Origin of the sequence: Paraliomyxa miuraensis (genome assembly GCF_026337845.1) — a bacterium.
In the GTDB taxonomy this organism is placed as follows: Bacteria; Myxococcota_A; Polyangia; order Nannocystales; family Nannocystaceae; genus Paraliomyxa; species Paraliomyxa miuraensis.
Window position 1 is genome coordinate 444,920 of sequence record NZ_JAOVZF010000158.1, and the last position, 25,252, is coordinate 470,171.

General features: G+C 71.3%; 20 protein-coding genes. 12 read left to right on the forward strand and 8 right to left on the reverse strand.

Going from position 1 to position 25,252, the window contains the following annotated elements:
- The first annotated feature begins 235 nt into the window (after positions 1 to 235).
- Together OEB96_RS31165 and OEB96_RS31170 are read left to right on the forward strand one after the other, a co-directional pair.
- Positions 236 to 3,133, forward strand: a complete 2,898-nt coding sequence (locus OEB96_RS31165) for a hypothetical protein (RefSeq protein ID WP_266220444.1) — start codon at positions 236 to 238, stop codon at positions 3,131 to 3,133.
- Positions 3,134 to 3,163: 30 nt separating this feature from the next.
- The gene (locus OEB96_RS31170; RefSeq protein WP_266220445.1) at positions 3,164 to 4,990 is read left to right on the forward strand and encodes a hypothetical protein; all 1,827 of its coding nucleotides are present in this window, start codon (positions 3,164 to 3,166) and stop codon (positions 4,988 to 4,990) included.
- A 51-nt stretch (positions 4,991 to 5,041) separates the two neighbouring features.
- Here the strand turns inward: OEB96_RS31170 and OEB96_RS31175 are convergent, their stop codons facing one another.
- Both OEB96_RS31175 and OEB96_RS31180 read right to left on the reverse strand, forming a co-directional pair.
- Positions 5,042 to 5,362: a hypothetical protein gene (locus OEB96_RS31175; RefSeq protein WP_266220446.1), complete on the reverse strand. Its 321-nt coding sequence runs from the start codon at positions 5,360 to 5,362 to the stop codon at positions 5,042 to 5,044.
- Complete coding sequence (locus OEB96_RS31180) at positions 5,362 to 6,246, reverse strand: hypothetical protein (RefSeq protein ID WP_266220447.1); 885 nt, start codon at positions 6,244 to 6,246, stop codon at positions 5,362 to 5,364. Before OEB96_RS31180 ends, OEB96_RS31175 begins: the two co-directional genes overlap by 1 nt.
- A gap of 64 nt (positions 6,247 to 6,310) precedes the next feature.
- Between OEB96_RS31180 and OEB96_RS31185 the strand changes: the two genes are divergently transcribed.
- Positions 6,311 to 8,512, forward strand: a complete 2,202-nt coding sequence (locus tag OEB96_RS31185) for a PQQ-dependent sugar dehydrogenase (RefSeq protein WP_266220448.1) — start codon at positions 6,311 to 6,313, stop codon at positions 8,510 to 8,512.
- A gap of 2 nt (positions 8,513 to 8,514) precedes the next feature.
- Here OEB96_RS31185 and OEB96_RS31190 read toward each other — a convergent pair whose 3' ends face one another.
- Positions 8,515 to 9,483 carry an SGNH/GDSL hydrolase family protein gene (locus OEB96_RS31190; protein WP_266220449.1) on the reverse strand — a complete coding sequence of 323 codons (969 nt, stop codon included), beginning with the start codon at positions 9,481 to 9,483 and terminating at the stop codon, positions 8,515 to 8,517.
- Positions 9,484 to 9,579: 96 nt separating this feature from the next.
- On the opposite strand from OEB96_RS31190, the gene OEB96_RS31195 reads away from it, so the two are divergent.
- From OEB96_RS31195 to OEB96_RS31205, 3 genes are all read left to right on the forward strand, one after another.
- Entirely contained in the window at positions 9,580 to 10,341 is a 762-nt protein-coding gene (locus tag OEB96_RS31195) for a hypothetical protein (protein WP_266220450.1), read from the forward strand.
- A gap of 134 nt (positions 10,342 to 10,475) precedes the next feature.
- On the forward strand, positions 10,476 to 13,499 hold the full coding sequence (locus tag OEB96_RS31200; protein ID WP_266220451.1) for a protein kinase domain-containing protein: 3,024 nt from the start codon (positions 10,476 to 10,478) through the stop codon (positions 13,497 to 13,499).
- Between the two features lie 64 nt (positions 13,500 to 13,563).
- A complete protein-coding gene (locus OEB96_RS31205; protein ID WP_266220452.1) occupies positions 13,564 to 14,022 on the forward strand; it encodes a hypothetical protein in 459 nt (152 codons plus the stop codon).
- Positions 14,023 to 14,095: 73 nt separating this feature from the next.
- Here the strand turns inward: OEB96_RS31205 and OEB96_RS31210 are convergent, their stop codons facing one another.
- The gene (locus OEB96_RS31210; RefSeq protein ID WP_266220453.1) at positions 14,096 to 14,332 is read right to left on the reverse strand and encodes a helix-turn-helix domain-containing protein; all 237 of its coding nucleotides are present in this window, start codon (positions 14,330 to 14,332) and stop codon (positions 14,096 to 14,098) included.
- Positions 14,333 to 14,837: 505 nt separating this feature from the next.
- Here OEB96_RS31210 and OEB96_RS31215 point away from each other — a divergent pair.
- Positions 14,838 to 15,050, forward strand: a complete 213-nt coding sequence (locus tag OEB96_RS31215; RefSeq protein ID WP_266220454.1) for a hypothetical protein — start codon at positions 14,838 to 14,840, stop codon at positions 15,048 to 15,050.
- Positions 15,051 to 15,090: 40 nt separating this feature from the next.
- On the opposite strand, the gene OEB96_RS31220 is transcribed toward OEB96_RS31215, so the two are convergent.
- From OEB96_RS31220 to OEB96_RS31235, 4 genes are read right to left on the reverse strand one after another with little or no spacing between them, the layout of a single operon-like run.
- Positions 15,091 to 16,848, reverse strand: a complete 1,758-nt coding sequence (locus OEB96_RS31220; protein ID WP_266220455.1) for a serine/threonine protein kinase — start codon at positions 16,846 to 16,848, stop codon at positions 15,091 to 15,093.
- A gap of 5 nt (positions 16,849 to 16,853) precedes the next feature.
- Positions 16,854 to 18,503, reverse strand: a complete 1,650-nt coding sequence (gene pgm / locus OEB96_RS31225) for a phosphoglucomutase (alpha-D-glucose-1,6-bisphosphate-dependent) (RefSeq protein WP_266220456.1) — start codon at positions 18,501 to 18,503, stop codon at positions 16,854 to 16,856.
- A 58-nt stretch (positions 18,504 to 18,561) separates the two neighbouring features.
- Positions 18,562 to 19,524, reverse strand: coding sequence for a fatty acid desaturase (locus tag OEB96_RS31230; protein ID WP_266220457.1), 963 nt, complete (start codon positions 19,522 to 19,524; stop codon positions 18,562 to 18,564).
- Positions 19,525 to 19,572: 48 nt separating this feature from the next.
- A complete protein-coding gene (locus OEB96_RS31235; RefSeq protein ID WP_266220458.1) occupies positions 19,573 to 21,006 on the reverse strand; it encodes a hypothetical protein in 1,434 nt (477 codons plus the stop codon).
- A gap of 26 nt (positions 21,007 to 21,032) precedes the next feature.
- Here OEB96_RS31235 and OEB96_RS31240 point away from each other — a divergent pair, with 26 nt between their 5' ends.
- The 5 genes from OEB96_RS31240 (at position 21,033) to OEB96_RS31260 (ending at position 25,242) form a co-directional block, all read left to right on the forward strand.
- Positions 21,033 to 21,308 (forward strand): hypothetical protein, encoded by a 276-nt coding sequence (locus OEB96_RS31240; protein ID WP_266220459.1) that lies wholly within the window; start codon positions 21,033 to 21,035, stop codon positions 21,306 to 21,308.
- A complete protein-coding gene (locus OEB96_RS31245; RefSeq protein ID WP_266220460.1) occupies positions 21,309 to 22,025 on the forward strand; it encodes a DUF3179 domain-containing (seleno)protein in 717 nt (238 codons plus the stop codon).
- An 89-nt stretch (positions 22,026 to 22,114) separates the two neighbouring features.
- On the forward strand, positions 22,115 to 22,903 hold the full coding sequence (locus tag OEB96_RS31250) for a hypothetical protein (RefSeq protein WP_266220461.1): 789 nt from the start codon (positions 22,115 to 22,117) through the stop codon (positions 22,901 to 22,903).
- A 161-nt stretch (positions 22,904 to 23,064) separates the two neighbouring features.
- Positions 23,065 to 24,312 (forward strand): sterol desaturase family protein, encoded by a 1,248-nt coding sequence (locus tag OEB96_RS31255; protein WP_266220462.1) that lies wholly within the window; start codon positions 23,065 to 23,067, stop codon positions 24,310 to 24,312.
- Between the two features lie 81 nt (positions 24,313 to 24,393).
- Entirely contained in the window at positions 24,394 to 25,242 is an 849-nt protein-coding gene (locus OEB96_RS31260; protein WP_323137453.1) for a GGDEF domain-containing protein, read from the forward strand.
- Positions 25,243 to 25,252: the final 10 nt, after the last annotated feature.

Genomic DNA, 25,252 nt, shown 5'->3' on the forward strand with positions numbered 1-25,252 from the left:
TTGCTGCGTCATGGGGCAGGGTCACGGAATCCGGTTCACCCGGCCAATGGAACTCGTTGGACCCTCCCTGCGTATCCCTACCCGGAGCTTCGTGCGCTCTGCCTCGCCCAGACTGCCCCGGTGACGGTGCGACCACCTCCCGCTCGGTCCGTCCGTACCCTGAGCTGTAAGTCATCCGCTCCGTGCGGCGTTTTCGCCCCACCCTCCCATGGGGCCGACCACCACCTGACCCACCGTGTCTCCCCTGCTCGTTCCACTCTGGCTGCTCGCCAGCGATCCCATGCCCACCGAGCTCGCGCCGACCGAGGTCGATGCGGTCGAGCTGTCGTGGGCACGGGTCCAGGCCATGCGCAATGCGCTCGAGGCCGAGCCGGCGCTGCTCGGACCCTGGGCACGGGAACGCGAGATCGAGCTGATCGCGGTCGAGGGTGGCTTGATGCTGCATGGCCGCTGGCAGATCGACGTGCAGACCCCCGGGTGGATCGCCGATACGCTGCTGGGCCCCGGCATCGAGCTGCGCAGCGCGATCCTGGGCTCCGAGCCGGCCCCCGTGATCACGCTCCCGGGCCACACGATGGCAACGATGTTGGTCGCGTGGGTCGAGCGCCCCGTGGAGCTCTCGGTCCGCGCGTTCATCCCGGACGGCGCGCTCGACCGCCTCGAGCTGGGCCTGCTGCCGGCCACGCGCGGCCGCTTGCGGGTGGCGATCCCGGGACGAGCTGCAGTCCCGGTCGTCGACCAGGCGACCGGCGAGGCTGCGCCCGTGCTCGCGCGCGCCCTTGGGGCGACCAAGACCGGCGGCGACGTGGTGTGGTCCGGGGCCTCGACGCTGACGCTCGAGCTGCGCGATCCAGAGCATGCGCCACCGGCTCGCGAGGTGCTGGCGGTGGCACACGCGGGGGTGGGCCTGACGGTGGGCGACGCCGAGGTCCGTGGCCGAGCCCACCTGCAGTGGGAGCTCCGCCATGGCGCCCTGCCCCGGGTGCGTGCCTCGGTGGCGGGGATCGGCGACGATCTCACGGTCGAGGGGCCCGATGTCGCGCGATGGTCTCGCAGTGGCGATGCGCTCGAAGTGGAGCTGAGCGCCCCGGTGAGCACGCGCGTGGATCTCGAGCTGCGATGGACCCAGGCGATCGCCGCCGGTGACGAGGCACGGCTCACGCTGCCGCGCATCGAGCCCGACGCGTGGCGCAGCGAGTCCTCGCTGCAGCTGGCGCGCGACGGCGAGCTCGAGGTGATCCCCGAGATCACCGAGGGCACCGCAATCTCGGCGGCCTCGCTGCCCGCATGGGGCCAGGGCCTGGTGGAGGGCACGCCCACCGCGGCGTACCAGCGCGCGGGCGCCCCCGCCGAGGGGCACCTCGATCTGCTGCGCTTCGTCCCGGTACCCGGGCCGCCCACGGTGATCGACGTGGCCACGTACACCATCGCGACCACCGAGGAGGGTCGGGTGCTGATGAAGGCCCACTTCGATCTGCGCAACGATCGAGGGGCCCACCTGAACGTCCGCCCGCCCCCGGGCCTGCGGATCATCGGGGCGCGGGTGGGCAACGACACCGCGCTGCCCAGCCGCGGCGACGACGATGCCTGGAGGATCCCGCTGCGGCGCTCGCTCGAGACGGTGGACGGGCTGCTGTCCTTCCCGGTCGAGGTGATCCTACTCGGCGAGCAGGATCCCTGGGAGCGTCGCGAGCGTCGCGAGCTTGCGCTGCCCACCCTCGATGCCCCGGTGGCCGCCTCGCGCGTGACCGTGTACCTGCCCCCCCGCTACGAGTCGCGCCTCGAGGAGGGCGAGCACAACGTGGTGGGCGCGTTCGGTGAGGGCGAGGGGCTCGCCTACGGCCGAGGCGTGGGCATGGACGACACCGGGGTGACCGATGCGCTGTTCGAGGAGGCCGTGGAGGGCTATCTCAGCAACGACTTCGAGGCCGCCCAGGAAAAGCTCGCGCAGCTGCAGGAGCTCGGGGTGAGCAGCGAGAACATGGCGCGCCTGCAGGCCAACATCGATGTGATCGAGGGCAAGGCCGATGCCAAGGACAAGGGCGACCTCACCCTGCAGCGGCGCGTCAAGGAGCAGGCCAAGGCGCGCGCCAGCGATGACTTCCGTCGCCAGGAGTCGCTGATCGCCGAGGCCGAGAAGGCCGCCGACGCCGGCGACTACGCGCAAGCCGAGGCCCAGTACCAGGCGGCGCTCGATCTCGGGGGCAAGCTCGCCAAGCTCGAGCAGACCGAGTCGGTCGAGCAGGACGTGCGCAACGCCGATGTCGAGATCGAGCTCGAGACGGTCAGCAAGAAGAAGGGCAAGAAGGGCAAGCAGCTCGCCAGCCGACGCGAGAAGACCGTGGCGGACTGGAGCAAGGGCCAGAGCTTCTACGACCCGGGCGATTCCAGCGAGGCCCCCGTGGCGACGGCCACGTTCGGCAACGCGAACGGGGCCGTCGGAGGCCTCGATGGCCCGACCGGCGGTGAGGAAGTCTACGCCGACGACGGCAGGCCCGCGCATGGCTTCGACGAGACGCCGGTCGAGCCCGACACCATGGCCGCGCTCGAGGACGAGCCCATGTCCGAGCCCGAGCCGATGCCCGAGCCAGACGAGGACTACGACCAGGTCTACGACGTCGCCGACGAGGCACCCGCGCCCAGCCGCTTCGCCCGTCGGGGACGCGGACGCGTCAAATTCAAGCGCGCCCCCAGCCGCTTCGCTCGCGGCCTGCGGGGAGGCGGCAGCAAGAACACGGACGGTGGGGGCGACGCGACGGCCGTGGCCGTGTACGACTTCGAGGACGACAACGTCGACGGTGAGATCCTCCGCCCCGAGGGCGCCAACCTCTCGTCGCGCGCACACTCGAAGACGGCGAGCATGATCACGACGCCCGCCACGCTGGCCACGCCCGACGATCTCGCCCCCGCCGAGGCAGTGTTCGAGCCCTCGGCCGAGCCGACACGCGAGCCCGTGGACGACCAGACGCGCTCGCGCCCCGACGATTCCCTGCCCGCGCCCACGGTCACCGCATCGGCGCTCTCGGTGGTCATCCCGGCCACCGGGCAAGCCGTGCGCTACCAACAGCTCCTCATCGACGCCAACCAGACCCAGGTCATCGAGATCCACGCCCGACGCCGGCTTCGCCGCTAGGCCGCCACCCCACGCCCAGGAGACATGATCATGCGCAGACTGCCTGCCACCATCCTCGCCGCGCTGCTCGTCCTGCCCACCACCGCCGGCGCCGAAGAACCCGAGCGCGTGGTGATGAAGCTCGACGAGTTCCTCAAGCTCTACGAAGCCACCAAGGAGAAGGAGGCCGAGGCTCCCCGCGACCACGCGCTGGCCTCCGCCCGCTACAGCGGCCGCGTGCTCGTGGAGGACGGGCGCCCGCACGCCGCCACGTTCAAGGCCAAGCTCCACGTGGAGGTGCTGCGCAAGAAGGGCTGGGCGCGGGTGCCCGTGCTGCCGGCCACGGTGGCGCTGCAGTCGGCCACCATCGACGGCAAGGAGGCCGCGGTCGTGATCGAGGACGGCTACTACACCCTGGTCACCGAGCGCCGCGGAGCGTTCGACCTCCAGCTCGAGTTCGCGGCCGCGGTGACCACCGCCCAGGGCCGCAGCTCGCTGGCGTTCGACCTGGCCCCCTCGGGCGCGACCGAGCTCGAGCTGGCGGTACCGGCCGATCAGGACCTCGACTTCACCGTGGCCAACGCCCGCCTGTCGTCGGACAAGGTGGTGGGCAGCGACCGCGTGGTCACGGCCACCTTGCCCGCCACGGGTTCGCTGTCGGTGAGCTGGCAGGTGGAGATCCCCGAGGCGGCCAAGCAGGACGCGCGGGTCTATGCCGAGGTCTACACCCTGGTGGGCATCGGCGACGGCCTGCTGCGCACTACCACCACCGTACAGGACACGATCCTGTTCGCGGGGGTCAACACCCTGCGCTTCTCGCTGCCCAAGGACATGACCCTGCTCGACGTCACCGGCTCGGGCATCCGCGACTGGAACCTCAAGGACGGCACGCTCGAGGTCGTGCTGAACTACGCGGCCGAGGGGGCCTACTCGCTGCAGCTGCAGATGGAGAAGGTGGTCGGCGAGAAGAGCCAGGACCTGCAGGCACCGGTGGTGGTCCCGCTGGGCGTGGAGCGAGCCAAGGGCTGGGTGGGCGTGGAGGCCCGCGGCAACCTCGAGGTCGGGGCCGGCGAGGTCAAGGGCGCCACCGCGGTCGACGTGCGCTCGCTGCCGGCGGCGATCCTCGGCATCACCGATCAGCCCGTGCTGCTCGGCTACAAGTACCTCGGCGCCGAGCCGGCGATCCCGCTCACGGTGGCGCAGCACGACGACGTGGACGTGCTGGTCACGCTGCTCGACGAGACCCAGGCGCGCACCATGTGGACCCAGCAGGGACGCCGACTGACCTCGGTGCAGTACCGCGTGCGCAACAACCGGCGGCAGTTCCTGCGCCTTGCGCTACCCGAGGGCGCCGAGCTGTGGAGCGCCTCGGTGGGCGGCCGCGCGGTGCAGCCGGCCAAGGCCTCCGACGGCCGGGTGATGGTGCCGCTGCTGCGCTCGCAGTCCACCGGGGGCTCGCTGGCCGCGTTCGAGGTCGAGGTCGTCTACGTGGAGAGCACCGATGCCACCCCGGACAACGGGCGCGGTCACTTCGCCGGCACGCTCCCGCAGGCCGACGCCCCGAGCACCTACGTGGTGTGGCGGGTGCACTCGCCCGAGGGCACCAAGATCAAGAAGCGCAGCGCCGATGGCAGCCTGCGCATGGTCGAGTACCCCAGCAACCCGATCCCCAGCGAGGACGAGTACTACATCGAGACCGACACGCCGATGTACGAGCAGCAGGCGGTCATGCAGAGCGACAGCGGCGGCCTGGGTACCGGCGCGGTCCCGGTGCAGGTGAGCCTGCCGGTGCAGGGCGAGCCCGTGTTCTTCGAGAAGCTGCTGGCGCTCGACGAGCCGCTCACGGTCGAGTTCGACTACAAGGGCCTGCGCAAGTAGTCCGATCGCCGGCGTTCGACCCCATCGTCGTGTTCGCGGCGCGGGACGCCCTCAGGGCGCGACGCGCCGTCGCATCGCGGGTGGCAGCTCTTGGTCGGCCGGCACCGCCACCACCGCTTCGGCCGGCTCCGCCCGTAGCACGCGGGTCTGGTCGTCGATGGGCACCAGCACGGTGGCTCGGTGGGTGTCCTCCCCGAGGGCCCGCGGAGCGTCGCCCTCGGGCACCGCGACCCGCGGCATGGTGCCCGGCTCGGAGCGCAACCATTGCGCGCCCGGTGCCGTGGGCGGGACGAGCACCTGCCGCCCCTGCCCATGGCTCTCGGGTCGGCAGGCGGCCACGCCCACCAGCACCACCAGCGCCCACCGAGTCATCAGAAGCGTCCCTCCACCCCGAGCATGACGCGCTCGCGACCCATCGTCGGTCGCAGGCCGATCACGCGAGCGCGCTCGTAGGCCCTGGCATCGCGGCGGTAGACCAGCGACCAGCTCAGCAGCCCCAGCCCGGTGGCCGTGGAGATCGAGGCGACGTCGAGCAAGCCTCGGCTCAGCCCGTAGCGACAGTCGAACCCCCCGAAGTCCCACTCGTCCGCGGGCGGCTCGGTCGCGTAGGGTCCCGAGGCGTTGAAGATGCAGCGCCACCACATGCCGTCGTTGACCAGCCCCAGCACGGCCCCCGTGCCCGTGAGCACCGCCCCGGCAATGAGCGCGCGCCGGGTCTCGCGGGGCCCCCGGCGCAGCGCCGTGTCGTCGTAGGCATCGGCGCGAGCCCGCACCACGCCGCCACCCGCGGCCAAGCCCATGGCCCCCGCCAGGAACGAGCGCTCGATCGCCCCGACCGCACAGTTGCCGCAGGCCAAGCCATCGGTGAGCTGGAAGATCAGCGCGGCCGCCAGCAGCCCGCCCGAGCCCACGAACAGACCCGTACCGCGCCAGCGAGGGGCCCGCACCACCATGTAGCCAGGCGGGACGCCATCGCGGAGTCGCTCGGGCTCGGGGCTCGGCTCGAACGTCGGCAGGTCCGACTCGGCCGGCGCCACCGGGGCGATCGCGGCCGTGGGCTCGGGCTGCGGCGGAGGCTCGGATGCCGACTCGGCCTCGGGACCATACGCTTCGCCCGCCACGGCCTCGGGCTCAGCGGGCCCGTCGGGGCTCGATTCCGCGGGTGCCACGGGTACCGCGGCATCGGGTGGCAGCGGAGGTGGGCCCGACCACAGCAGCAACGACGACAGCAGGGACCCGAGGACGGTGGGGAGCATCACCGGCGATAGTGCCCCGACTCCCGGAAACGATCAGCCTTCCGTTGCTATCCTGCGGCCGTCGATGGCCACGAGGGCAAAGACGTGGGGGCTGCTGCTGCTGCTGGCCGCGCCGGCATGCCGCGAGGACCCGTCCGAATCCACGCCGGCCGACGATTCCACCACGGGGAGCGCCACCGGCAGCGACGAGGCCACCGAGGCCCCGCCCTCCGGCCCTCCCCTCCCCCCGCGCCCGCAGGCCCAGAGCTGTCGCTTCGACGGGTGGGCCCCCGGCCTGCTCCCGCCGCTCTCGTTCGACCCCACCGACGTGCCCAGCGTACCGGGGGCTCGCGCGCTCGCGGCCGGCCTCGCGGGCACCGTGCTCGTGGGCACCGACGACGGCCGTCTGGTGGTGCTCGATCCCACCGACGCGCTCGAGCCCATGGCCGAGCTACGGCCCGCCGACGGCAATCGCATCACCGGGCTCGCCCTCGCCTCGACCGCCGGGCTCGACGCGGTCTTCGTGCGCAGCGAGACCGACGCCCCCGCGCGGACCCGGATCACCCGCTTCACCCTGACCGACCCGCACGGGCTCGACCCCGCATCGGCCCTCGAGGTGATCGCCATCGACCACGACGGCCCCGACGTGCGTCGAGGCGCGGGGCTGCTCGTCACCGAGGGCCTGCTGTGGATCCCCTTGGGCGACGATCGCGAGGGCGACGACGTGGGCCCGGCGGACGATCCCCACCTGCGCGCCGGCAATCTGCTGCGCCTCGACGTCTCCACCCTGGCCGTGCCGCATGGCTATGACCTGCCTCCCGACAACCCACTGGCGGGCGAGGGTGGCGTGGCGGCCGAGACCTGGGCCTTCGGCCTGCGCGACCCCGCGGGCTGCGTCCACGACTCCACCCATGATCGCATCTGGTGCGCCGACGTGGGGGCCGACGTCTCCGAGGTGAGCCTGGTCCCCGCCGCCGCCTTCCTCGGCTGGCCCCGCCTCGAGGGCAACGACTGCCAGGTCTTCGGCGGCTGCGACAACCTCGACAGCCAGCTGCCCCAGGCCACCCATCGCCATGCCGACGGCGACTGCGGACCGGCCTTCCCCGCGCCCGCCGAGGACATGGATCCCGAGCTCGACGGCGCGCTCGTCTACGCCGACCGTTGCTCGGGCAAGCTGCTCGCGGCCCGCCCCGCGCAGGGCGGCAAGAAGAGCACGCGTGCGGTGGTCGGCCAGCTCGACCCGGCCCCGGCGGCACTCGCCTCCGATCCCTCGGGTGGGATCTGGGCCATCGATGCCGACGGTCGTCTCGGCCGCTTGGTGGTCGAGCGCCCCCCGGGCGAGTTCCCCACCGTCCTGTCGGCCAGCGGCTGCTTCGCGGGCGGCGGCGTGACCTCGCCGGCTCCCGATCTGGTGCCCTACACCCTCAACGCTCCGCTGTGGACCGATGGCTCGCACAAGCAGCGCCACCTGGTGCTGCCGCCCGGCACGAGGATCGCGGTGCAGGACGACGGAAGCCTGCGCTTTCCGGTGGGCACCACCATCCTCAAGACCTTCTCCTACGCCCTCGATCCCTTCGCGCCGGACGTGCTCACTCCCGTGGAGACCCGCGTGATGATCCGACGAAGCTGGGCGTGGGAATTCCATGGCTACGCGTGGAACGAAGACGGCACCGAAGCCGAGCTGCTCGACGGCGGCCAGTCCCGCATCATGCTCACCAGCCTCGAGGGTGCCCCCACCGTGGTCGACCACACGTTCCCCTCGCGTGACGAGTGCGGCTATTGTCACGGGACCGGTGACGTACGCGCCCTCGGGCCCCGCCTCGATCAGCTCGATCGCTGGGTCGACTACGACGGCGTGCTCGCGTCCCAGCTCGATGCCCTCGCCGACATCGATCTCTTCGAGGGCCCGCTGCCCGCGCCGCCCCCCATCGCCGACTACACCGATCCCGAGGCTCCCCTCGAAGATCGAGCCCGCGCCTACCTGCACGCAAACTGCGGGCACTGTCATCGTCCGGGTGGCTGGACTCCGCCCGCGCTCGACATGGACATGCGCTGGACCACCCCCACCGCACAGACCCGGCTGTGTGGGGTCGCGCCGCAGTACTCGAGCACCTTCGATGCCGACCACCGGGTTGCCCCCGGCGCCCCGCAGGACTCGCTCATCTGGCTGCGGCTGTCGACACGCGGGCCCTGGCAGATGCCTCCGGTCGCCACCTCGGTCCCCGATCCCCATGCGTGGGTGGTGCACGAGTGGATCGATGATCTGGAGCTCTGCCCCGAGCAGTGAGTTCAGCGCTCGGCCAGCCGCTGCCGCAGCACCCCACCGATCCGGTCCGACACCCGGCGAAAGCCCCGCGAGTCGGGGTGAATCTCGTCGTACCACTCGTCATCGGGCACGGTACCGCGCAGATCGACGTAGTCGACGCCCTCGATCTCGCTCGTGGTCTCGCACAGCCGATCGTTGTAGCGATCGACGATCGCGTCGAGGGTGGCCTGGCGCTCCTCGGCCCGCTCGATGCGAGCGGCATCGAAGTGAAGCGCCAGGAACGGCCCCTGCTCGGGGTCGCCCACGCGCAGGTAGTCGTAGCCATGCACGATGATCGGCAGCTCCGGGTCGCGCCCACGCACACCGAGCAGCACGCGTCGCATGATCTCCATCACATGCGAGAGGCGAGCGTCGAGTGCCGCGGTCACGATGCGAGCCGAGGGCTCGCCGGGCTGGCCCGGCTCCCACGCCTGCAGGAATTCCTGGAACTGCACCAGCAGATCGTTGCCGCCGCCGCTGAGCACCAGACCGGCCGCGCCCACCTGGTCGACCAGGGTCTCCTGCTCGCGCTCGCGCTCCATGGTGACCAGGCGATCCCCCGCCGCCCCGCAGTTGAGCACGTTGAAGTGATTGCTCGCGTCGCAGAACAGGTGATCACCAATGTCGTCGACCATGGGGTGAGCCACCCACGAATCACCCTCGCACACCACCACGGGCCACTCCGGACGCTGCCGGCGACGCTGGGCGTAACGCCGCCGCCGCAGCGCGTCCTCGGCCGCGTTGGCCAGGTCGATCACCCCCCGCGCGGCCGCGTCGTAGAGCCCCGGCTCGGCGTCGCCGAGCACCGCCTGCAGATCGGGCATGGGGATCCAGTCGTAGCGAAACGGCGCCGTGAAGCGCGGCTGAGGCCGAAAGTAGCGCCGCAGCGTGGACTCGACCACACCGTCGTCGTCGTCGACCAGCAGGCGACGAAGCTTGGTCCCGAGGCTCATGGCAGGCCCACCACGATAGCGCGTACACCCTGGCGATTGGAACGAAAACGACGGCATGGCAAAGTCGCCCTCGTGCCCCGCGAGCTTCGCCCACCGATGCTGCTGCCCCTGGTGCTGCTGTCACCGATGCTACCGCTGGGGCTCGCCCTCGTGGCCTGCCAGCCAGCGGCCGACCCGGAGGCATCCGAAGCGCTGATGGCCAAGCTCGACTCGAACGAGCAGCGCCTGTCGGCGATCGAGGCCAAGCTCGATGCCGTCGGCACCAAGCTCGACCAGACCGTGCAGTCGTTGGCCCCGCTGGTCGAGGAGGCCGAGCGCGAGCGCGCGCGAGAGGCCGAGCGCGAGGCCCGGCGCGCCGAGCGAGTGGCCGAGCGGGACGCACGGCTCGCCGAGACTCGGGCGCGCCTGCAAGCGCTGGGTGTCGATGGCGAGGACCTCGACGATGCGGGGCTCGACGCCGACGCGCCGGTCCCGAGCGACCGCACCATCGAGGGCGCCGCGGAGGGCATCCAGTGCGAGGCCCCCAGCGGCGATCGCTGGGAGTGCACCATCGACCGTGCGTTCCTCGAGCACTTGCTCGCCACGCCGGCCCTCCTGTCCAAGCAGGCCCGCATCGTGCCCGGGCAGCGCGACGGCCGGATCGTGGGCTACAAGCTCTACGGCATCCGCCCCGACTCCCTGCCCAAGCGGCTCGGGTTCAAGAACGGCGACATGCTCGTCGCCATCAACGGCATCGAGCTCGACTCCATGGAGAAGGCCATGAACATGTACATCAAGCTACGCCGGGCCACTTCGCTGGAGATCGAGCTCGAGCGCAAGGGAGTGCCGATGACGCTGGACGTCGACGTCGTGAAGTAGACGCCCGTGATCGAACGGGCCGCGCGCGGGTCTACCGGAGAGACCCCCGGCCCGCCGTGTTCCCGCTCCCCCATCACCCCGAGCCTTCGGGCTCTTCCCGAACCCACGAGCTCGAGCTGATAGTCTCGGGTGGCATGTCAGGGCAGGGTTCGGTGACCGAGCGCTCCCGGGGCAAGGGATCGTCGACCACGGGCCCGGTCGTCGACTTCGAGCGCGCACGAGCCCGCTCGGCGGCTCGCCGCGCGCTGTTCGGCGAGGATGCCGACGAGCCCCTGACGATCGGTCGCTATCGCATCGGCCGCCGGATCGGCGCGGGCGGCATGGGCGAGGTCTACCAGGCCGTGGACCCCGAGCTCGAGCGCCATGTCGCCCTCAAGCTGGTGCTGCCGCACCTCAGCCGAGCCCGCGCCACGGCGCGCCTGCGCCGGGAAGCCCGTGCCCTGGCCCGGCTCTCGCACCCCAACGTGGTGCAGATCTACGAGGTCGGCGAGCACGGTGGACGAACGTTCCTCGCGATGGAGCTGCTCGAGGGGGGCTCGCTGTCGCGCTGGCTCGCGGCCGAGCCTCGTCCCTGGTCGTCGGTGCTCGAGCGCTTCGTGGCCGCCGGGCGCGGGCTCGCGGCCGCCCACGCGGCGGGCATCACCCACCGCGACTTCAAGCCCGACAACGTGCTGCTCGCCTCCGACGGTCGCATCGGCGTGGCCGACTTCGGGCTGGCGCTCACGGGCGAGCCGGTCGAGGACCGAGCCGCACCTTCGTCGGACTCGTCGGGCTCGTCGGACTCGCCGACCCGAGCCAAGGACGGGCTCGGGGACGGGCTCGACGACGGGCTCGACGACGGGCTCGGCAACCGAGCCGAGCACCGGATCAGCGCCGCCGGGACCGTGGCGGGCACGATCCGCTACATGCCACTCGAGCAGCTCGAAGGCGCGGCCGTCGACGCCCGCGCCGATCAGTTCGCGTTCTGCGTGGCGCTCTACGAGGGTCTTTGGGGCTGCTCCCCGTTCTCGCTCACGAACATGGCCGAGCGACTCGATGCCCTCGATCGCGACGCCCCGTCGCCTCCGCCGCGGGGCCCCGTGCCCCGCCGCCTGTGGACGGTGATCCGACGCGGCCTCCACCGCGCTCCCGCGCAGCGCTGGCCCGACATGGAGAACCTGCTCCACGCCCTGGAGGCGATCCCACGCCGGCGCCGTCTGGCCAGGCTCGCCGCGGTGCTCGTACCCACGGCCGGGCTGCTCGTCGCCCTCGGACGCGCCTCGTCGGCGGACCAGCGCGAGGCCATCGATCCTTGCGCGGAGGCACGAGCCACACTCGACGCGCTATGGGGTCCCGAGCAGGCGCAGGCGCTCGCTCGCGGGTTCGAGGCCACCACGCTCGCCTTTGCCTCCGCCACCGCCGAGTCGACGCGCGAGGGTCTCGACGACTGGCGCACCCGCTGGCTCGAGGAACGCGAGCACCTGTGCCAGGCCACCGCGAGCGCCCGGGCCCCGGCCGAGGTCCTTGGTCTGCGCGGCGCCTGCCTCGAGCGCCAGCGCGAGCACTTCGCGGCCACGGTGGAGGTCTTGCTGCGGGCCGACGCCCAGACCGTGACCCGAGCGCAAGAACAGCTCGCCCACCTGCCCGTCCCCACCGCCTGCAGCAACGACGAGCTGCTGCTGCTGGGGGTTCGACCACCGCCCGCAGACCAGGCGGAGGCCGTGGCCGAGCTCCGGCGCACGCTCGCGCACGGCCAGGCCGAGCGCCTGGCCGGCCATCCCCTACGGGCCCGAGCGCTGGCGGCTCCGACCCTGGCCACCGCGCAGGCGCTCGGCTATCGACCGCTCCTCGCCGAGGCGCTGACCGAGGCCGGTGAGATCGCGCTCGATCTCTCCGAGCGCGATCAGGGCCTCGCGCTGCTCCAGCAAGCGGTCGATCTCGCCGAGGCCAGCCACCACGACCAGCTCGCCGCACGCGTGTGGCTCGACCTCGTGTTCGAGGCGACCAGCGAGCTGCGAGACGAGACCCGCGGCCGCTCCGAGCTGAGACGGGCGCGAGCCGCCAGCGAGCGCATCGAGGCCGGGCCGGTCACGCGCTCTCGTCTCGAGCTCGTGGGTGGCATGCTCGAGTGGCTCGCCGGTGATCGCGGCGCGGCCGAGATCGCCATGCGGGCTGCGCTCGCCGCCCTCGACGACCCGGACGCCGAGCCGCGCGCGGCTCGACTCATCCGCCCCGCCTACCTCGGCCACCTCGCCAAGCTCGTCGCCGAGGACGCCCGCATGGACGAGGCGCTGGCCCTGCGCCGCGAGGCGCTCGCGGCCGCCGAGCGCGGTCTCGGTCCCGATCACCCCGGCGTCGCCGCTCATGCGTTCGCGCTGGCCCAAACGCTCCAGGCCATGGATCGCAACGACGAGGCCATCGCTCCGCTGGAGCGCGCGGCCTCGCTGTGGCTGCGCGGACCCGGTGCCCCCGATCCGGAGCTCGGCACCGCGTTGCTCTCGCTCACCCAGCTCGCGCTCGCGGCCGGCGAGCTCGAGCGAGCGGACCGACTGGCCCACGACGCGGCCGCGACCTTCGCCCGCAGCCTCCCCGCCGTGCACCACCGCCACGGAGACGCCCGCATGGCCCTGGCCGCGGTCGCGGCCCAGCGCGGTGATCTGCCCGCTGCACTCGCCGAGTTCGAGCACGCGGCCGCGCACTACGAGCAGAGCCTGGGCGCCGACGCACGAATCCTGGTGGACGTGCACGAGAACGCCGGCGTCGCGGCACTGCAAGCCCAGCGCTACGACGAGGCGCGCGAGCACTTCTCGGCCTTGCTCGTCTCCAAGCATCCCGGACGGCACATGCGGATGGCTCGCGCCGCCCTCGCGATCGCAGCCATCCACGACGGAGACCTCGAGGCGGCCCGGACCCAGCTCGCTGCCGCCGCCGAGCTCCGCGAGGAATTCGACGACGACGATCACCTCGTGCACGAGCTGCTCGAGCGGCTGGTGCGACTTCGCAGCGGCCGGCCCTCGACCACCAGCAGCGCGTCCTTGCGTGCAGCCTTCGACGATCCAACCCACGTGCACCACGAGTACCTCGCCTGGATTGCCACGCTCGTGAGCCTGACCGACGACGAGCGACGAACGCTGGGGCTGCCAGGCCCTGGTGCTCCCGCGCTCTCTCCCGACCCCTGACCCTTCTCCTCCCCGACCCATGCATCCCCCGAACCCCCATCTCCGGATCCCAAGGACTACGACCATGGCCGCTTCCTCCTCTCCTGCCTCATCCATCTTCATGGGCAGCTCGCTGACGTTCCGTTTCGACGAGAGCAGCTCCACCCTCGACTTGATCCGCAACGACGGCAGCGTGATCGGCATGTGGGGGCAGACGCTGCTGTTTGCCTTCGCCCCGCAGCAGACCTCGGTGGCGCTGATCTTCCAGCCCGTCGGCTCGTCCTACGGCATCGACGCGCAGTACCAGGACGCCGAAGGCAACACCACGCCGTCCCAGGTGCAGGGACGCAACGCCGTGATCACGATCAGCGGTCCGCCGAGCATCGGGACGAGCTTCGAGATCATGCTCGGCAACAGCAACTCGACCCAATCGGCGATCGCCATGGGTCCGAGTGCAAGGCTCCAGATTCGCCTGGTGTTCACCACCGCCGAGCCTCCGCCCGACCCGGACGCTGGCCCCATCATCATCGTCCCCAGGGAGTGAGCCCCAAAAGACGAGAGCGCCCGGGCGGCCATCATGGCGACCCGGGCGCTCCCCTTCGATTGTGAGCCAGCGCTCAGCGACTCTCGGCCGTCACGGGCATCGTGACGCGGTGGTCGCGCGCTTCTGGCGCAGAAATGGCCCCGGATGCAGGCCACTCGATCCGGTGCTTGATCATCCGCCGCTTGAGCGCGTGACGCGTGATGCCCAGGAGTCGGGCGGCCTCCACGATGCTGCCACCGCGGGAAAGGGCCTGCTGGCACATCAAACGCTCGGCTTTGCGGAGATCGAGGTCTTCAAGGAGAATCGGCATGCGCTGAGCGTAGGCGACCAGAGGCTGGTGGGAAAGCCATAAAGGGGTGTTCGACACCACGCACAGGGCGAGGTTTTCTCACTGCTCATGCGTGCAGAGGTTGTCTCATGAATTCCAGCGCGGGAACCGCGGTTCGTTTTGATATCCACCGTCCGCGCGGATTCACCAAGGTTTGGGGCGAATTCGCGATGGGACCGAGGGTACCTGGTTCGAATCCGGACGGGAGCTGAGGGAACAGATGTCCTCCAAGGGACTATGGTGGATCAACCATGATGAGGGGGCGACCCCGAGCGCCGGAGCGCGGGTGCGCCCGAGGAGCTGCGTGAAGCTCGCGGATCGGGCGCGAATGAGATCTCCCTGGCGCGCTTCCGACCGGGTCCCGAAGCCACATCCGCAGGGACCCGCACGCACGGGATGGACCCGCTCCGAGCCCACTCACACTCGAAATTCGAACCAATCGAAGCCTCCCCGACCGCGCTGCGTCGGAGCCGGCCTGCCATTTGCCATGCGCCTGCTTCGCTTCGTTCCAGCCCTGCTCCTGCTGTCCCTCTGTCCCGCCTGCATCGGCCCGCTCGCGCCCTACGAGCCACTGATCTCCCCCCTGCTCCCCGAGCCCGACTGCACCGGTGGCAGCCCGGCCCCGGGCTCCACCCAGCCCCCCGAGCCGGCCCGATGCGAGGTTGGCGTGGAGGTGCCGCTGCCCGGTCGACGACGATAGGCGAAGACCGCTCGCACCTCACCCGTCGAGTGCACGACGCTCAGCCGGCGTCATCCGGCAGCGGGCGAGCATCGATCCACAGCCGATCCTCTCCGCTGAGGTCCTCGGTCCGCCTCCGCAGCTCCGCCCGCTGACTCGCCACGTGCACGCGCTCGAGCCCCATGCGCGACAGCCCTGCATCGAGGGCGACTTGCAGCGCGGCCGGGAGCGACACCACGGCCTGCTCTCCGGCCGATGCGAGCCCCTGGGACCCGAGCTGCTCGACCAGCGCACGCACGATCTCGTCGCGCAGCTTGGTGGCCGCCGTGCGGGGATGGTCGGTCCATGTCTGGTACTGCAAGAGCGCCGTGAACTGCCCCACGTCGTCCGCTCGCGGCCGGACCCATAGCTCCAACCGAAGCTCGAGCCACCGGTGGAGCGTGCCCTGCTCGAGCCGAGTGGGCGCAGGCCGCCAGTCGAGGTAGAGCGGCTGCAGCGGGATCGAGCACGGCTTGTCGAGCCACCGCCGCCGCAGCCAGTAGCGGCCGGGGACGTCGGTGTTGGACAGCCCGCCCAGGAACATCGCGCGCCCCGGCGCCAGCTCCACGGGATAGCGCACCAGCAGGCCGCTCGTGATCCAGATCGCCGCGAGCAAGACGAACAACACCCACCCGCTCGCGGGCAGGGCCACGATCGAGCCGGCCAGGATCCCCAGCCGCGTCAGCATCACCCATCGCGGCGCGGGATGAGCCTGCGCGAGCGGGGCCTTCACGACGACCACCGGCTGCTCGCTCGGGCCCACCGTGGCGATGACCTCGCCCGCCGCCGCCAGGCGCTCGAGCGCGGTGCTCTGGTCCGACGAGCCCTCGCCGTCCTCCTTGCTCGATGCCGCGGGTTCACTCGATGCCGCGGGTTCGCTCGATGCCGCGGGCTTGCTCGATGCCGCGGGCTCGCTCGCCGATCGCAGCCGCGCGCGCGCAGCCGCGGCATCGGGTGGTCGCTGGCTGGCCTTGGGCTCGAGCAATCCCTCGATCCACCCCGCAAAGGCCTCCGACACGCGCACGTGCGGGCGAAAGTCCACGCGGTGGCCATCGGCATCGAGCAGATCCGCGGGTGACTTGCGCGACAGCACGGCCACCAACGTCGCGCCCAGGCCATACAGATCGGAGGCGGGCACGGCCCGCCCCATGAGCTGCTCGAGCGGCGCGTAGCCGGCCGTCCCGAGCGCGGTGGTCTCCCCGCCCTCGGGATCGAGCGTGTCCTTGACCAGGTCGAAGTCGATGATCGAAAACCCACCCTCGTCGGGCCGCTCGATCACGTTGGAGGGCTTGAGGTCACGGTGCAGGATCGGCGGACTGAAGCCCTGCAGAACCTCGAGGATCTCGAGGACCGCGTCGGCCATCACCCGCGCCCGCGCCTCGGTCCAGCGCTGGCCAGCGGCCAGCCCTTCCGCCAGCGTACGCCCGGGGATCCGCTCCTGCACCCAGTACGCGATGGTCTCGCCCCCTCGCTCGATCCGCCCGTCGCCGAGGTGGGCGGGGATTCCGGGATGCGACAGCCCCCGCAGCACCCCGATGCCGCGCTCGAACAGCTCGAGCTGCTTCCAGTCGGGTAGACCCGAGAGGCTCAGGGTCTTGACGATCACCGGCCCGCCGCCGTCGCGCTCGAGACCGCCGAGAGTGCGCGCAGATCCGCGAGAGGCCAGGACCTCCACGATCACGAAGCGCCCGCCGAGCACCAGCGGCGCCCGGCAGCTCGAGCACTCCGCGTGGGCCTCGGCATTCGAGGCCAGGCAAGCCGGACACAGCCACGTGCTCACGATCGCTAGACCCCCGCCGCCGCGAATGCCTGGCCCACGATCGCCTGCGCCTCCTCCTGGATCCGCGCCAGGTGCTCGGCTCCCAGGAAGCTCTCGGTGTAGATCTTGTAGACGTCCTCGGTCCCCGAGGGCCTCGCCGCAAACCAGCCGTTCTTGGTGACCACCTTGAGCCCACCGATCGCGGCCCCGTTGCCCGGGGCGGTGGTGAGCTTGGCGTCGATGGGCTCGCCCGCAAGCGTGTCACCGGGCACCTGGGCGGGCGAGAGGCTCTTGAGCACCGCCTTCTGGGCGGGGTTGGCCGGCGCATCGATGCGCTCGTAGACCGGCGCCCCGAAGCGCTCGGTGAGCGCCCGATAGCGCTGCCCCGGGTCCTTGCCCGTGCGCGCCGTGATCTCGGCCGCGAGCAGGTCCATGATGATCCCGTCCTTGTCGGTCGACCACGAGGTGCCATCCATGCGCAAGAAGCTGGCGCCCGCGCTCTCCTCTCCGCCAAAGCCATAGCGGCCGGTGCCGAGCCCTTCCACGAACCACTTGAAGCCCACCGGGACCTCGGACAGCGGTCGCCCGAGCTCGGACGCCACCCGATCGATCATGCTGCTGCTGACCAGCGTCTTGCCGATCATCGCCTCCTTGGGCCACTGCGGGCGATGGCCGAACAGGTACTCGATGGCCACCGCGAGGTAGTGGTTGGGATTGAGGAGCCCGGCGCTCTTGGTGACGATGCCATGACGATCGTAGTCGGTGTCGTTGCCGAACGCGATGTCGTAGCGATCCTTGAGCCCGACCAGGCTGGCCATGGCCCACGGTGACGAGCAATCCATGCGGATCTTGCCGTCCTTGTCCACGGTCATGAACGAGAACGTGGGATCGACCGCATCGTTGACCACGTCGAGGTCGAGGCCGTGCAGCTCGGCGATGGGCGCCCAGTAGGCCAGACCCGAGCCCCCCATCGGGTCCACGCCGATCCGCAGGCCGGCCGCCTTGATCGCGGCCATGTCGACGATCCCGGGCAGCGCGCGCACATAGGGACCGATGAAGTCGTGACGGCGCGTGGTCTGGGCCCCGAGCGCACGAGCGAGGGGGATGCGGCGCACGTCGGCGTTGCCCCCCTGCATGAGTTCGTTGGCGCGGCGCTCGATCGCCCCCGACTCGTCGTTGTCGGCCGGGCCACCGTGGGGCGGGTTGTACTTGATGCCGCCGTCCTCGGGCGGGTTGTGGCTGGGGGTGATCACCAGGCCATCGGCCCACCCGCTCGCACGCCCGCGGTTGTGCTCGAGGATCGCGAACGAGACCGCCGGCGTGGGCGTGTAGCCGTCGCGCTCGTCGATGCGGACCTCGACCCCGTGGGCCGCGAGCACCTCGAGCACGGAGTTGCGCGCGGGCTCGGACAGCGCGTGGGTGTCGAGCCCCACGAACAGCGGCCCGTCCACGCCCCGTGCCGCACGATGCTCGACCACCGCCTGCGCGATCGCGAGGATGTGCGCCTCGTTGAACGCCCCGTGCAGCGACGAGCCGCGATGGCCCGAGGTCCCGAAGGCCACGCGCTGCTCGGGCACCGAGGGATCGGGCACCGTGGTGTAGTAGGCGCTGACGAGCCGCGGCACGTTGACGAGCAGGGAGCGAGGCGCCGGCTGGCCGGCGAGCGGATGGACCATGCTCGGGAGTAGACCGCCGCCGACCCGCTGGTTTCAAGCGCGACGCGCCGGGGCTCCCTCACGGATCGCCCGCCGGTGCTCGAGGCACGGGCCCATGCGGTGGTGGCTGCGTCCCGCCGTGGAGGTGCAGGGCCAGCGGTCGCTCCACGTGCCGCAGGTGTGGGCGAACCAGCGCATGCACGGTGGGAAGCGCATGCCACGGAACGGCCGGCCACGCATGATGCTCGGCGTGGTAGGGCATGTTCCACAAGAGCCAGCGGATCGGCGCCGGGACCACCATCGTGCGGGTGCGGTCGAGGATCGAGCCGCCCTCGGGAAGTCCGCGATGCTCGCAGGTCGTGTACCCCGACAGTAGCACGTGGCTGACGAGCATCGCGATGTAGACCCGCCACAGGGCAGGCACCCATGCCACCGCGCACGCGATCGCAGCTCCGTGAACGGCCAGCAGCATCCGCGCCTCCCATGCCACGCGCCGTCGCTTGGGCGCGCGCACGAACGGCAGCACCCGGTCCCAGGCCTTGGATCCGGTCGGCACCAGGGCAGCGAACAGCGCCCAGCCCACGCGGGCCATCAGGATCGGGAGCCCGGACATCGTCCCCAGCCACATCGCGCCACGGGGCCAGCGGACCATGAACGCCAGGCCTCCGAGCTCGGGATCGTGGGCGAGCTCGTGGGTGTGCCGGTGGTGCTGGAAGTGGAACGCACGCATCAGCGCCGGGCTCATCGGCTGGGCGAGCGCGGCGATCCACCCGGCCATGCGATTGAGCCGGCGGCTGGTGAACACGGTGTCGTGGCAGCTCTCGTGCAGCATGCCGAACATGCCGAATTGGATCGTGGCGTTGACGAGCAGGAGGACCCCGATCGCCAGCGGCGTGTCGACCAGGCCAAGCGCGATCGCACTGGCGAGATACGCGAGCCCCTGCGCGGCGAGCTTGCGCGCGCTCGGACCATCGTGGCGCTGCTGGAGCTGCCGCAGGCGCTCGGGGGAGAGCAGGTCCTCGTCGATCAGCACCGCGTCCATGGTGGCTCGAAGGGTACGACGTCACGCCCGCATGCACCGGCAGCCGCCTCAGTCGCCCGTTCCGTGCTCGAGTTCGTGCAAGCACAGCGCCAGCATCTCGGACCACCGCAGCAGCACGGCGGGCTCGCGCAGGGTCGCACCGTGGTCCTCGCCCCGGACCACCCACCACGTCTGGCCGGGGTGCTCGCGCTCGCGCTCGCGCAGGCGCTCCTGGTAGGGGCGCGCGCAGTGATCGAAGTAGCCGTCGCGCCCCACCGCCCCCCTCGCCGGCTCGCGCCAGCAACGGATCTCGTCGGCCCGCGTGATCCCGAAGTAGTCGCCGTAGCCCCGCACGATCGCGCCGAAGATCGCGTCGTGATCACCACGGTGGGGAAAGTCCTCGGCGTCGTCGAGCAGGCACTCGAGCGTGGGCACCTCGAACACCCGCACCGCTTCGGGGCCCGTCGAGACGAACTCGGCCTCGAGCAAGTCTCCGAGGCCCCGGCTCATGTAGATCTCGCCCAGGGTACCGAACGGTCCGCCGTGCTCGGCCGCGACCTCGCGCGCCCGACGAACCGACGCGTAGTCGCTGCGCGGCGCCAGCGGCCTGCCCACCACCAGCTCGAAGCCATCCATCACCCCGTAGAACATGAGGATCTCCGGGTCGACATCGGGATGGTTGGCGAGGACCGCACGCACCGCCTCGGGTCGCACGGGCGCCCCGGCCCAGTAGTGAATGACGACCCAGCCCCGGCCCTGGAGCGCGCACAAGGTGCGGGAGAGGGCCTGCCCCCATCCCTCCGGCAACGCGATGGGCTCGGGGATCGGCGGCGGCGGAGGTGGTTCGGCCTTCGGTGGAGGCGGAGGCGGAGGCGGAGGTGGAGGCGGTGCCGCGTCGGCCTTGGGCTCCGCCTTCGGCGGCGGCTCGTCCTCCACGTCGTCGCGGGCCTCCTCGCGCACGTCCAGATCGATCGCCTTGGAGAGGTTGCGCTTCCACGGGATCTCCAGCGTCGCGATCAGCCGCCAGCGCAGCCGTCCCTCGGTCATCGACTTGAAGGCCCGCGCGACCTCGAACGCATCGCCGAGCAGCCCTCCCACCTCGGGTCGCGACTCGAGCGCCCACGGCAGGGGCAGCTCGAATTCGTGGTCCCCGCCGTGGTAGGTCTGCTCGCCCGCGAGCTCGACCGAGAATTCGTGCACCACCTCGGTCTCCGTGGACGGAACGTGCCCATTGCCACGAACCGTTCGCTTGCGGGTCGCTCGCAGCGTCACCACCAGCCGCTCGGCCACGAGGGGCTCTTGCAGCGCCAGCGTCACCGTGCCGCGGATCGTCTGCCCGAGCCAGTAGGTGGCACGAACCGGCCGCAGCTCGATGCTGCCCACCCCGATGCCCACCACCTTGCCGGCCTCGCCCGCCGCCTGCCGCAAGCCCTGGCCGGCGGCCTGGGCCACCTCGCCGATCTGCTCCACCGCGTCGTCGAACAGCTTCTTCCAGTCGGCCACTGCGAAGGCGAGGATATCATCACCCCATGCCCGATGATCTCTACGTCACCAGCACGGGGATGACCGTGGATCCCGGCCGAATCAAGCGCCAGGGCGAGACCCTGATGTTCGCCCCGTTCACGATCGAACGGACGGCTCCCCTCGCGGACGCGCTCGCCGACCAGACCGTCCCCCCCGACGCAGAGCTGCTGCTCGCCACGCACGACGACGATCACGTGCTCGCGCTGTCGCGCCAGCAGATGGCCTACCACCACGTGGCGCAGGGCACGGTGGAGGGCAAGCCCTGGCTCGTGTTCTTCTGAGTGGCCTGCAACACGGGGATCAGTTCGAGCCCCACGGTCGATGGCACGACGCTCGAGTTCCGCGTGGCCGCGCTCCACAACGGCCTGGCCCTCATGGAGGATCTGCAGACGCGCTCGTACTGGGACCACGTGACCGGCGAGTGCATCCACGGGCCCATGCGCGGCGCCCAGCTCCCGCAGGTCACCCCGCTGCGCTACTACCCCGCCGCCAAGGCCGTGCAGCGCTTCCCCCGGGCCCGGCTCGCGCTCTCGCGCCCGAGCGTGCGGCAGCGCGTGCTCCAGCGCATGGTGCTTCGCAAGATGCTCGGTGACGAGGGACACCTGCCGTCGGTGTTCACCCCGTCGATGACCAAGGACGACGAACGACGCCCCCGCATGGAGCTGGGGCTCGGCGTGTGGTGGCCGGGCATCAGCCGCTTCTATCCCATGGACGTGCTGCGAGGGCGCGACCGCGCGCTGCTCGACGGGCTGGGCGGGCGGCGCATCCTGGTGTTCGTGGATCCCGGCTCCACCGCACCGGTGGCCGTCCGTCTCGACGCCCACGAGCACCACTGGAACGGCGACGAGCTGGTGCTCGACACCGGCGACGTCGTTCGCGACCTGCAGCGCGTCGACCCCCAGGGCGCCGTGCACCCGCTCGAGCTGGTCCCTCAGATCTTCACGCGCTGGTACGGGTTCTCGGCCACCTTTCCCGGGTGTGACGTGTTCGAACGCTGACGACCCACGCCCCACGACGCTCGAGGGCCTCGGGCAAGGGCGTCCCCGGGCCCGTGCTCCAACGAGGTTCGTCGTGCTATCGTCGCCCCATGACTTGCCTTGATCGTACCCTGCCCTCGCCGTACCTCCCGCTGCTCGCGCTCGTGCTCGCCCTCGCCGGCTGCTCCGACGACGGCCTCGCCCCGCCGCCGCAGGACACCGACGTCACCGGGGTCACCGCCTCGGCCTCGACCGGCACCAACGAAGGGACCGAAGGCCCCTCCGACTCGACCGGCCCCGCCGAACCCGGGCCAACGACCACGGACACCGCCGACACCACCGGCCCCGAATCCGACGAGACCGACACCGGGGGCCCGGCCAACGCCTGCGAGAGCCCCGACGACTGCATGGTCATCAACGACTGCTGCCGGTGCGCCGCCGCCCACGTCGACGACGTGTTCCCCGAGTGCCCCATGAACTGCCTGCAGCCCATGTGCGATGCGCTCGGGCTCTTCGACCCCGAGGCCACCTGCCTCGAGGGCAGCTGCCAGCTGGTGCCATTCGATTGCACGCCCGACCGCATCGTGTGCGACGCGATCCCGCCGCGCTGCTCCCCCGGCACGCTGCCCGGGGTCACGCCCTCGGGCGATTGCTGGTCCGGCGCCTGCGTCCCCGTGGAGGCCTGCGACAGCGTTCCGGGCTGCGATGCATGCACCGACGGGCAAGCCTGCGTCGCGCTCGAAACCCAGCTCGGCCCCATCTACGAGTGTCAGGCCATGCCCGACGAGTGCGCCGGCGTGCCGACCTGCGCATGCATGCCCCCCGACACCTGTGAGAGTCCGTTCGATCTGTGCGAGGAGCATGACGGCATGATCGTGTGCTCGTGCCCCGCCTGCTGAGCCGATCGAGCATCGCGGGCCCTTCGAGGACCCACGGCGCCGAGCCTGCGGACCGACCCGAACTCCCGGACCTCGCGGACGGCCCGCGGGCCGCGTGCTAACTTCGAGGATCGACCGGGGCCGGCCGCCGCGCCCGCCCCTCGTCGCGCTCCTCGCTGCCCATGGGTGACCAACCGAACTACGCCGCCCTGGCGCTGCCGATCTTCCTGGCCGCGCTGCTGACCGAGGTCCTCGTCGCACGCCGACGCGGGCGGCTCCGCGAGCTGTTCTCGCTGGGCACCGCCATCTCCGACATCGGCTGTGGCGCCGTCTTCCAGGCCGCCGAGGTCCTGCTCACCGTCGCCACCTTCGCCGCCTATGGATGGATCTACGAGCATGCGCGCCTGGTCACCTGGCCCGAGGGCAGCCCATGGCCCTGGGTGATCGGCCTGCTCGGGGTCGACTTCATCTACTACTGGTGGCACCGCATCAGCCACGTGGTCAACGTGATGTGGGCCGTGCACGGCGTGCACCACCAAAGCGAGGACTACAACCTCGCCGTGGCCCTGCGACAGCCCCTGCTCGAGCCCGTCACCTGGGTCATGCTCGCCTGGACGCTGGCCATCCTCGGCGTCCCCACCCTGGTGATGGTCATCAGCTTCGGGCTCAACCTGTTCTACCAGTTTTGGATCCACACCGAGCTGGTCGACAAGCTCCCGCGCCCGCTCGAGGCGGTGCTCAACACCCCATCGCACCACCGCGTCCACCACGGCGTCGACACCGAGTACCTCGACCGCAACTACGGCGGCGTGCTCATCCTGTGGGACAAGCTGTTTGGCACGTTCCAGCCCGAGAAGCAGCGCCCCCACTACGGGACCACGGTGCCGCTGCGCAGCTACAACCCGCTGTGGGGCAACGTGCAGCACCTGGTCCGCTGCTGGCACCTGGGTCGCGCCGCCTCGCGATGGTCGGACAAGGTCTGGGTGTGGTTCGCCCATCCGGCCTGGCTGCCCCAGGGGGTGACCGATCCCGAGACCAAGCCCGACCGTGCCGCCTACGACAAGTACCGACCCAAGCTCTCGCGCCGCCTCGCGACCTACGTGGTGCTCAACCTGCTGCTGGTGGTGAGCCTGGCCGGGCCGTTCGTGTTCGTGGGGCACTCGCTGTCGGGGCTGCAGATCGCAGCGGCGGCCGTCTCCCTCATCCTCGGCCACGTGGCCTTGAACGCCCTGATCGAGGACAAACCCTGGGCCGGCGTGGTCGACGGGCTGCGCATCGTGGCGGTGGCCGCAACCGCGGGATGGCTCGCGAGCACGTTCGCAGGCCCAACGGTCGGCATCGCGACCGCGAGCGTGCTCGTGCTCCTTCCCCTCGTCACTCGCCTGGCGCTACGACCACGCGCGGTCACCGCGACCGCCACGGCCCGCTGAGCGTGTGATCCACGATTCGCCGCCCGTCTGCCCGGCCCCGGCGGCGCTCGTGGATGGCCGGCTGAGGTAGGCTCTGTGCGCGTGTCGGAACCGCTCCCTCGCTCGCGGCTCACACCCACCGTGGTGTTGGCGGCGATCCTCGGCGTCGCGGCCATTGGCGTGGTCGACTACGCGACCGGCATCGAGATCCGCGTCTTTCCGCTCTACTACCTCCCCATCAGCATTGCGGCCTGGTGGTCGGGCCATCGGGCCGCGCTCGGCGTGGCCACCCTCAGCGCCATCGCCTGGCTCGCCTCGAACGACCTCGCCGGCCAGCGCACCGGGCCCTGGATCGACACCATCAACTTCTGCATGCAGCTGGGCTCGTTCGCCCTGGTGGGCGCGCTCATCGCGAGGCTGCACTCGGCCTATACCCGCGAGCGAGCACTCGGGCACACCGATCCGCTCACCGGGCTGCTCAACAGCCGCGGGTTCTTCGATCAAGTCCCCCGCGCTCTGGCCCTCGCCCACCGCCACGAGCAGCCCCTCACAGTGGCCTATCTCGACCTCGACAACTTCAAGCAGGTCAACGACACCCTCGGGCACGCGGCGGGCGACGACGTGCTGCGGGAGGCCGCCAGCATCCTGGCCGCGGGGCTGCGGCGGGGCGACTTCGCGGCGCGGCTGGGAGGCGACGAGTTCGCGCTGGTCCTGCCGCAGACCGACGAGGCCGGCGCACGACACGTGCTCGAGCGACTCCATCACGAGCTCCAAGACGGCGTGCGGCGCCACTGCGAGGTCGCCGGCACCAGCATGGGCGCAGTGGCGTTCGCTCACCCCCCCGAGGACGTCGACGAGCTGCTGCGGCGAGCCGACCGGGTGATGTACGCGGTCAAGGCCGCCGGCCGCGGACGAGTGGTCGTCGAGACCGCCCCTCCCTGCCCAACCTGATAGAGTCGCC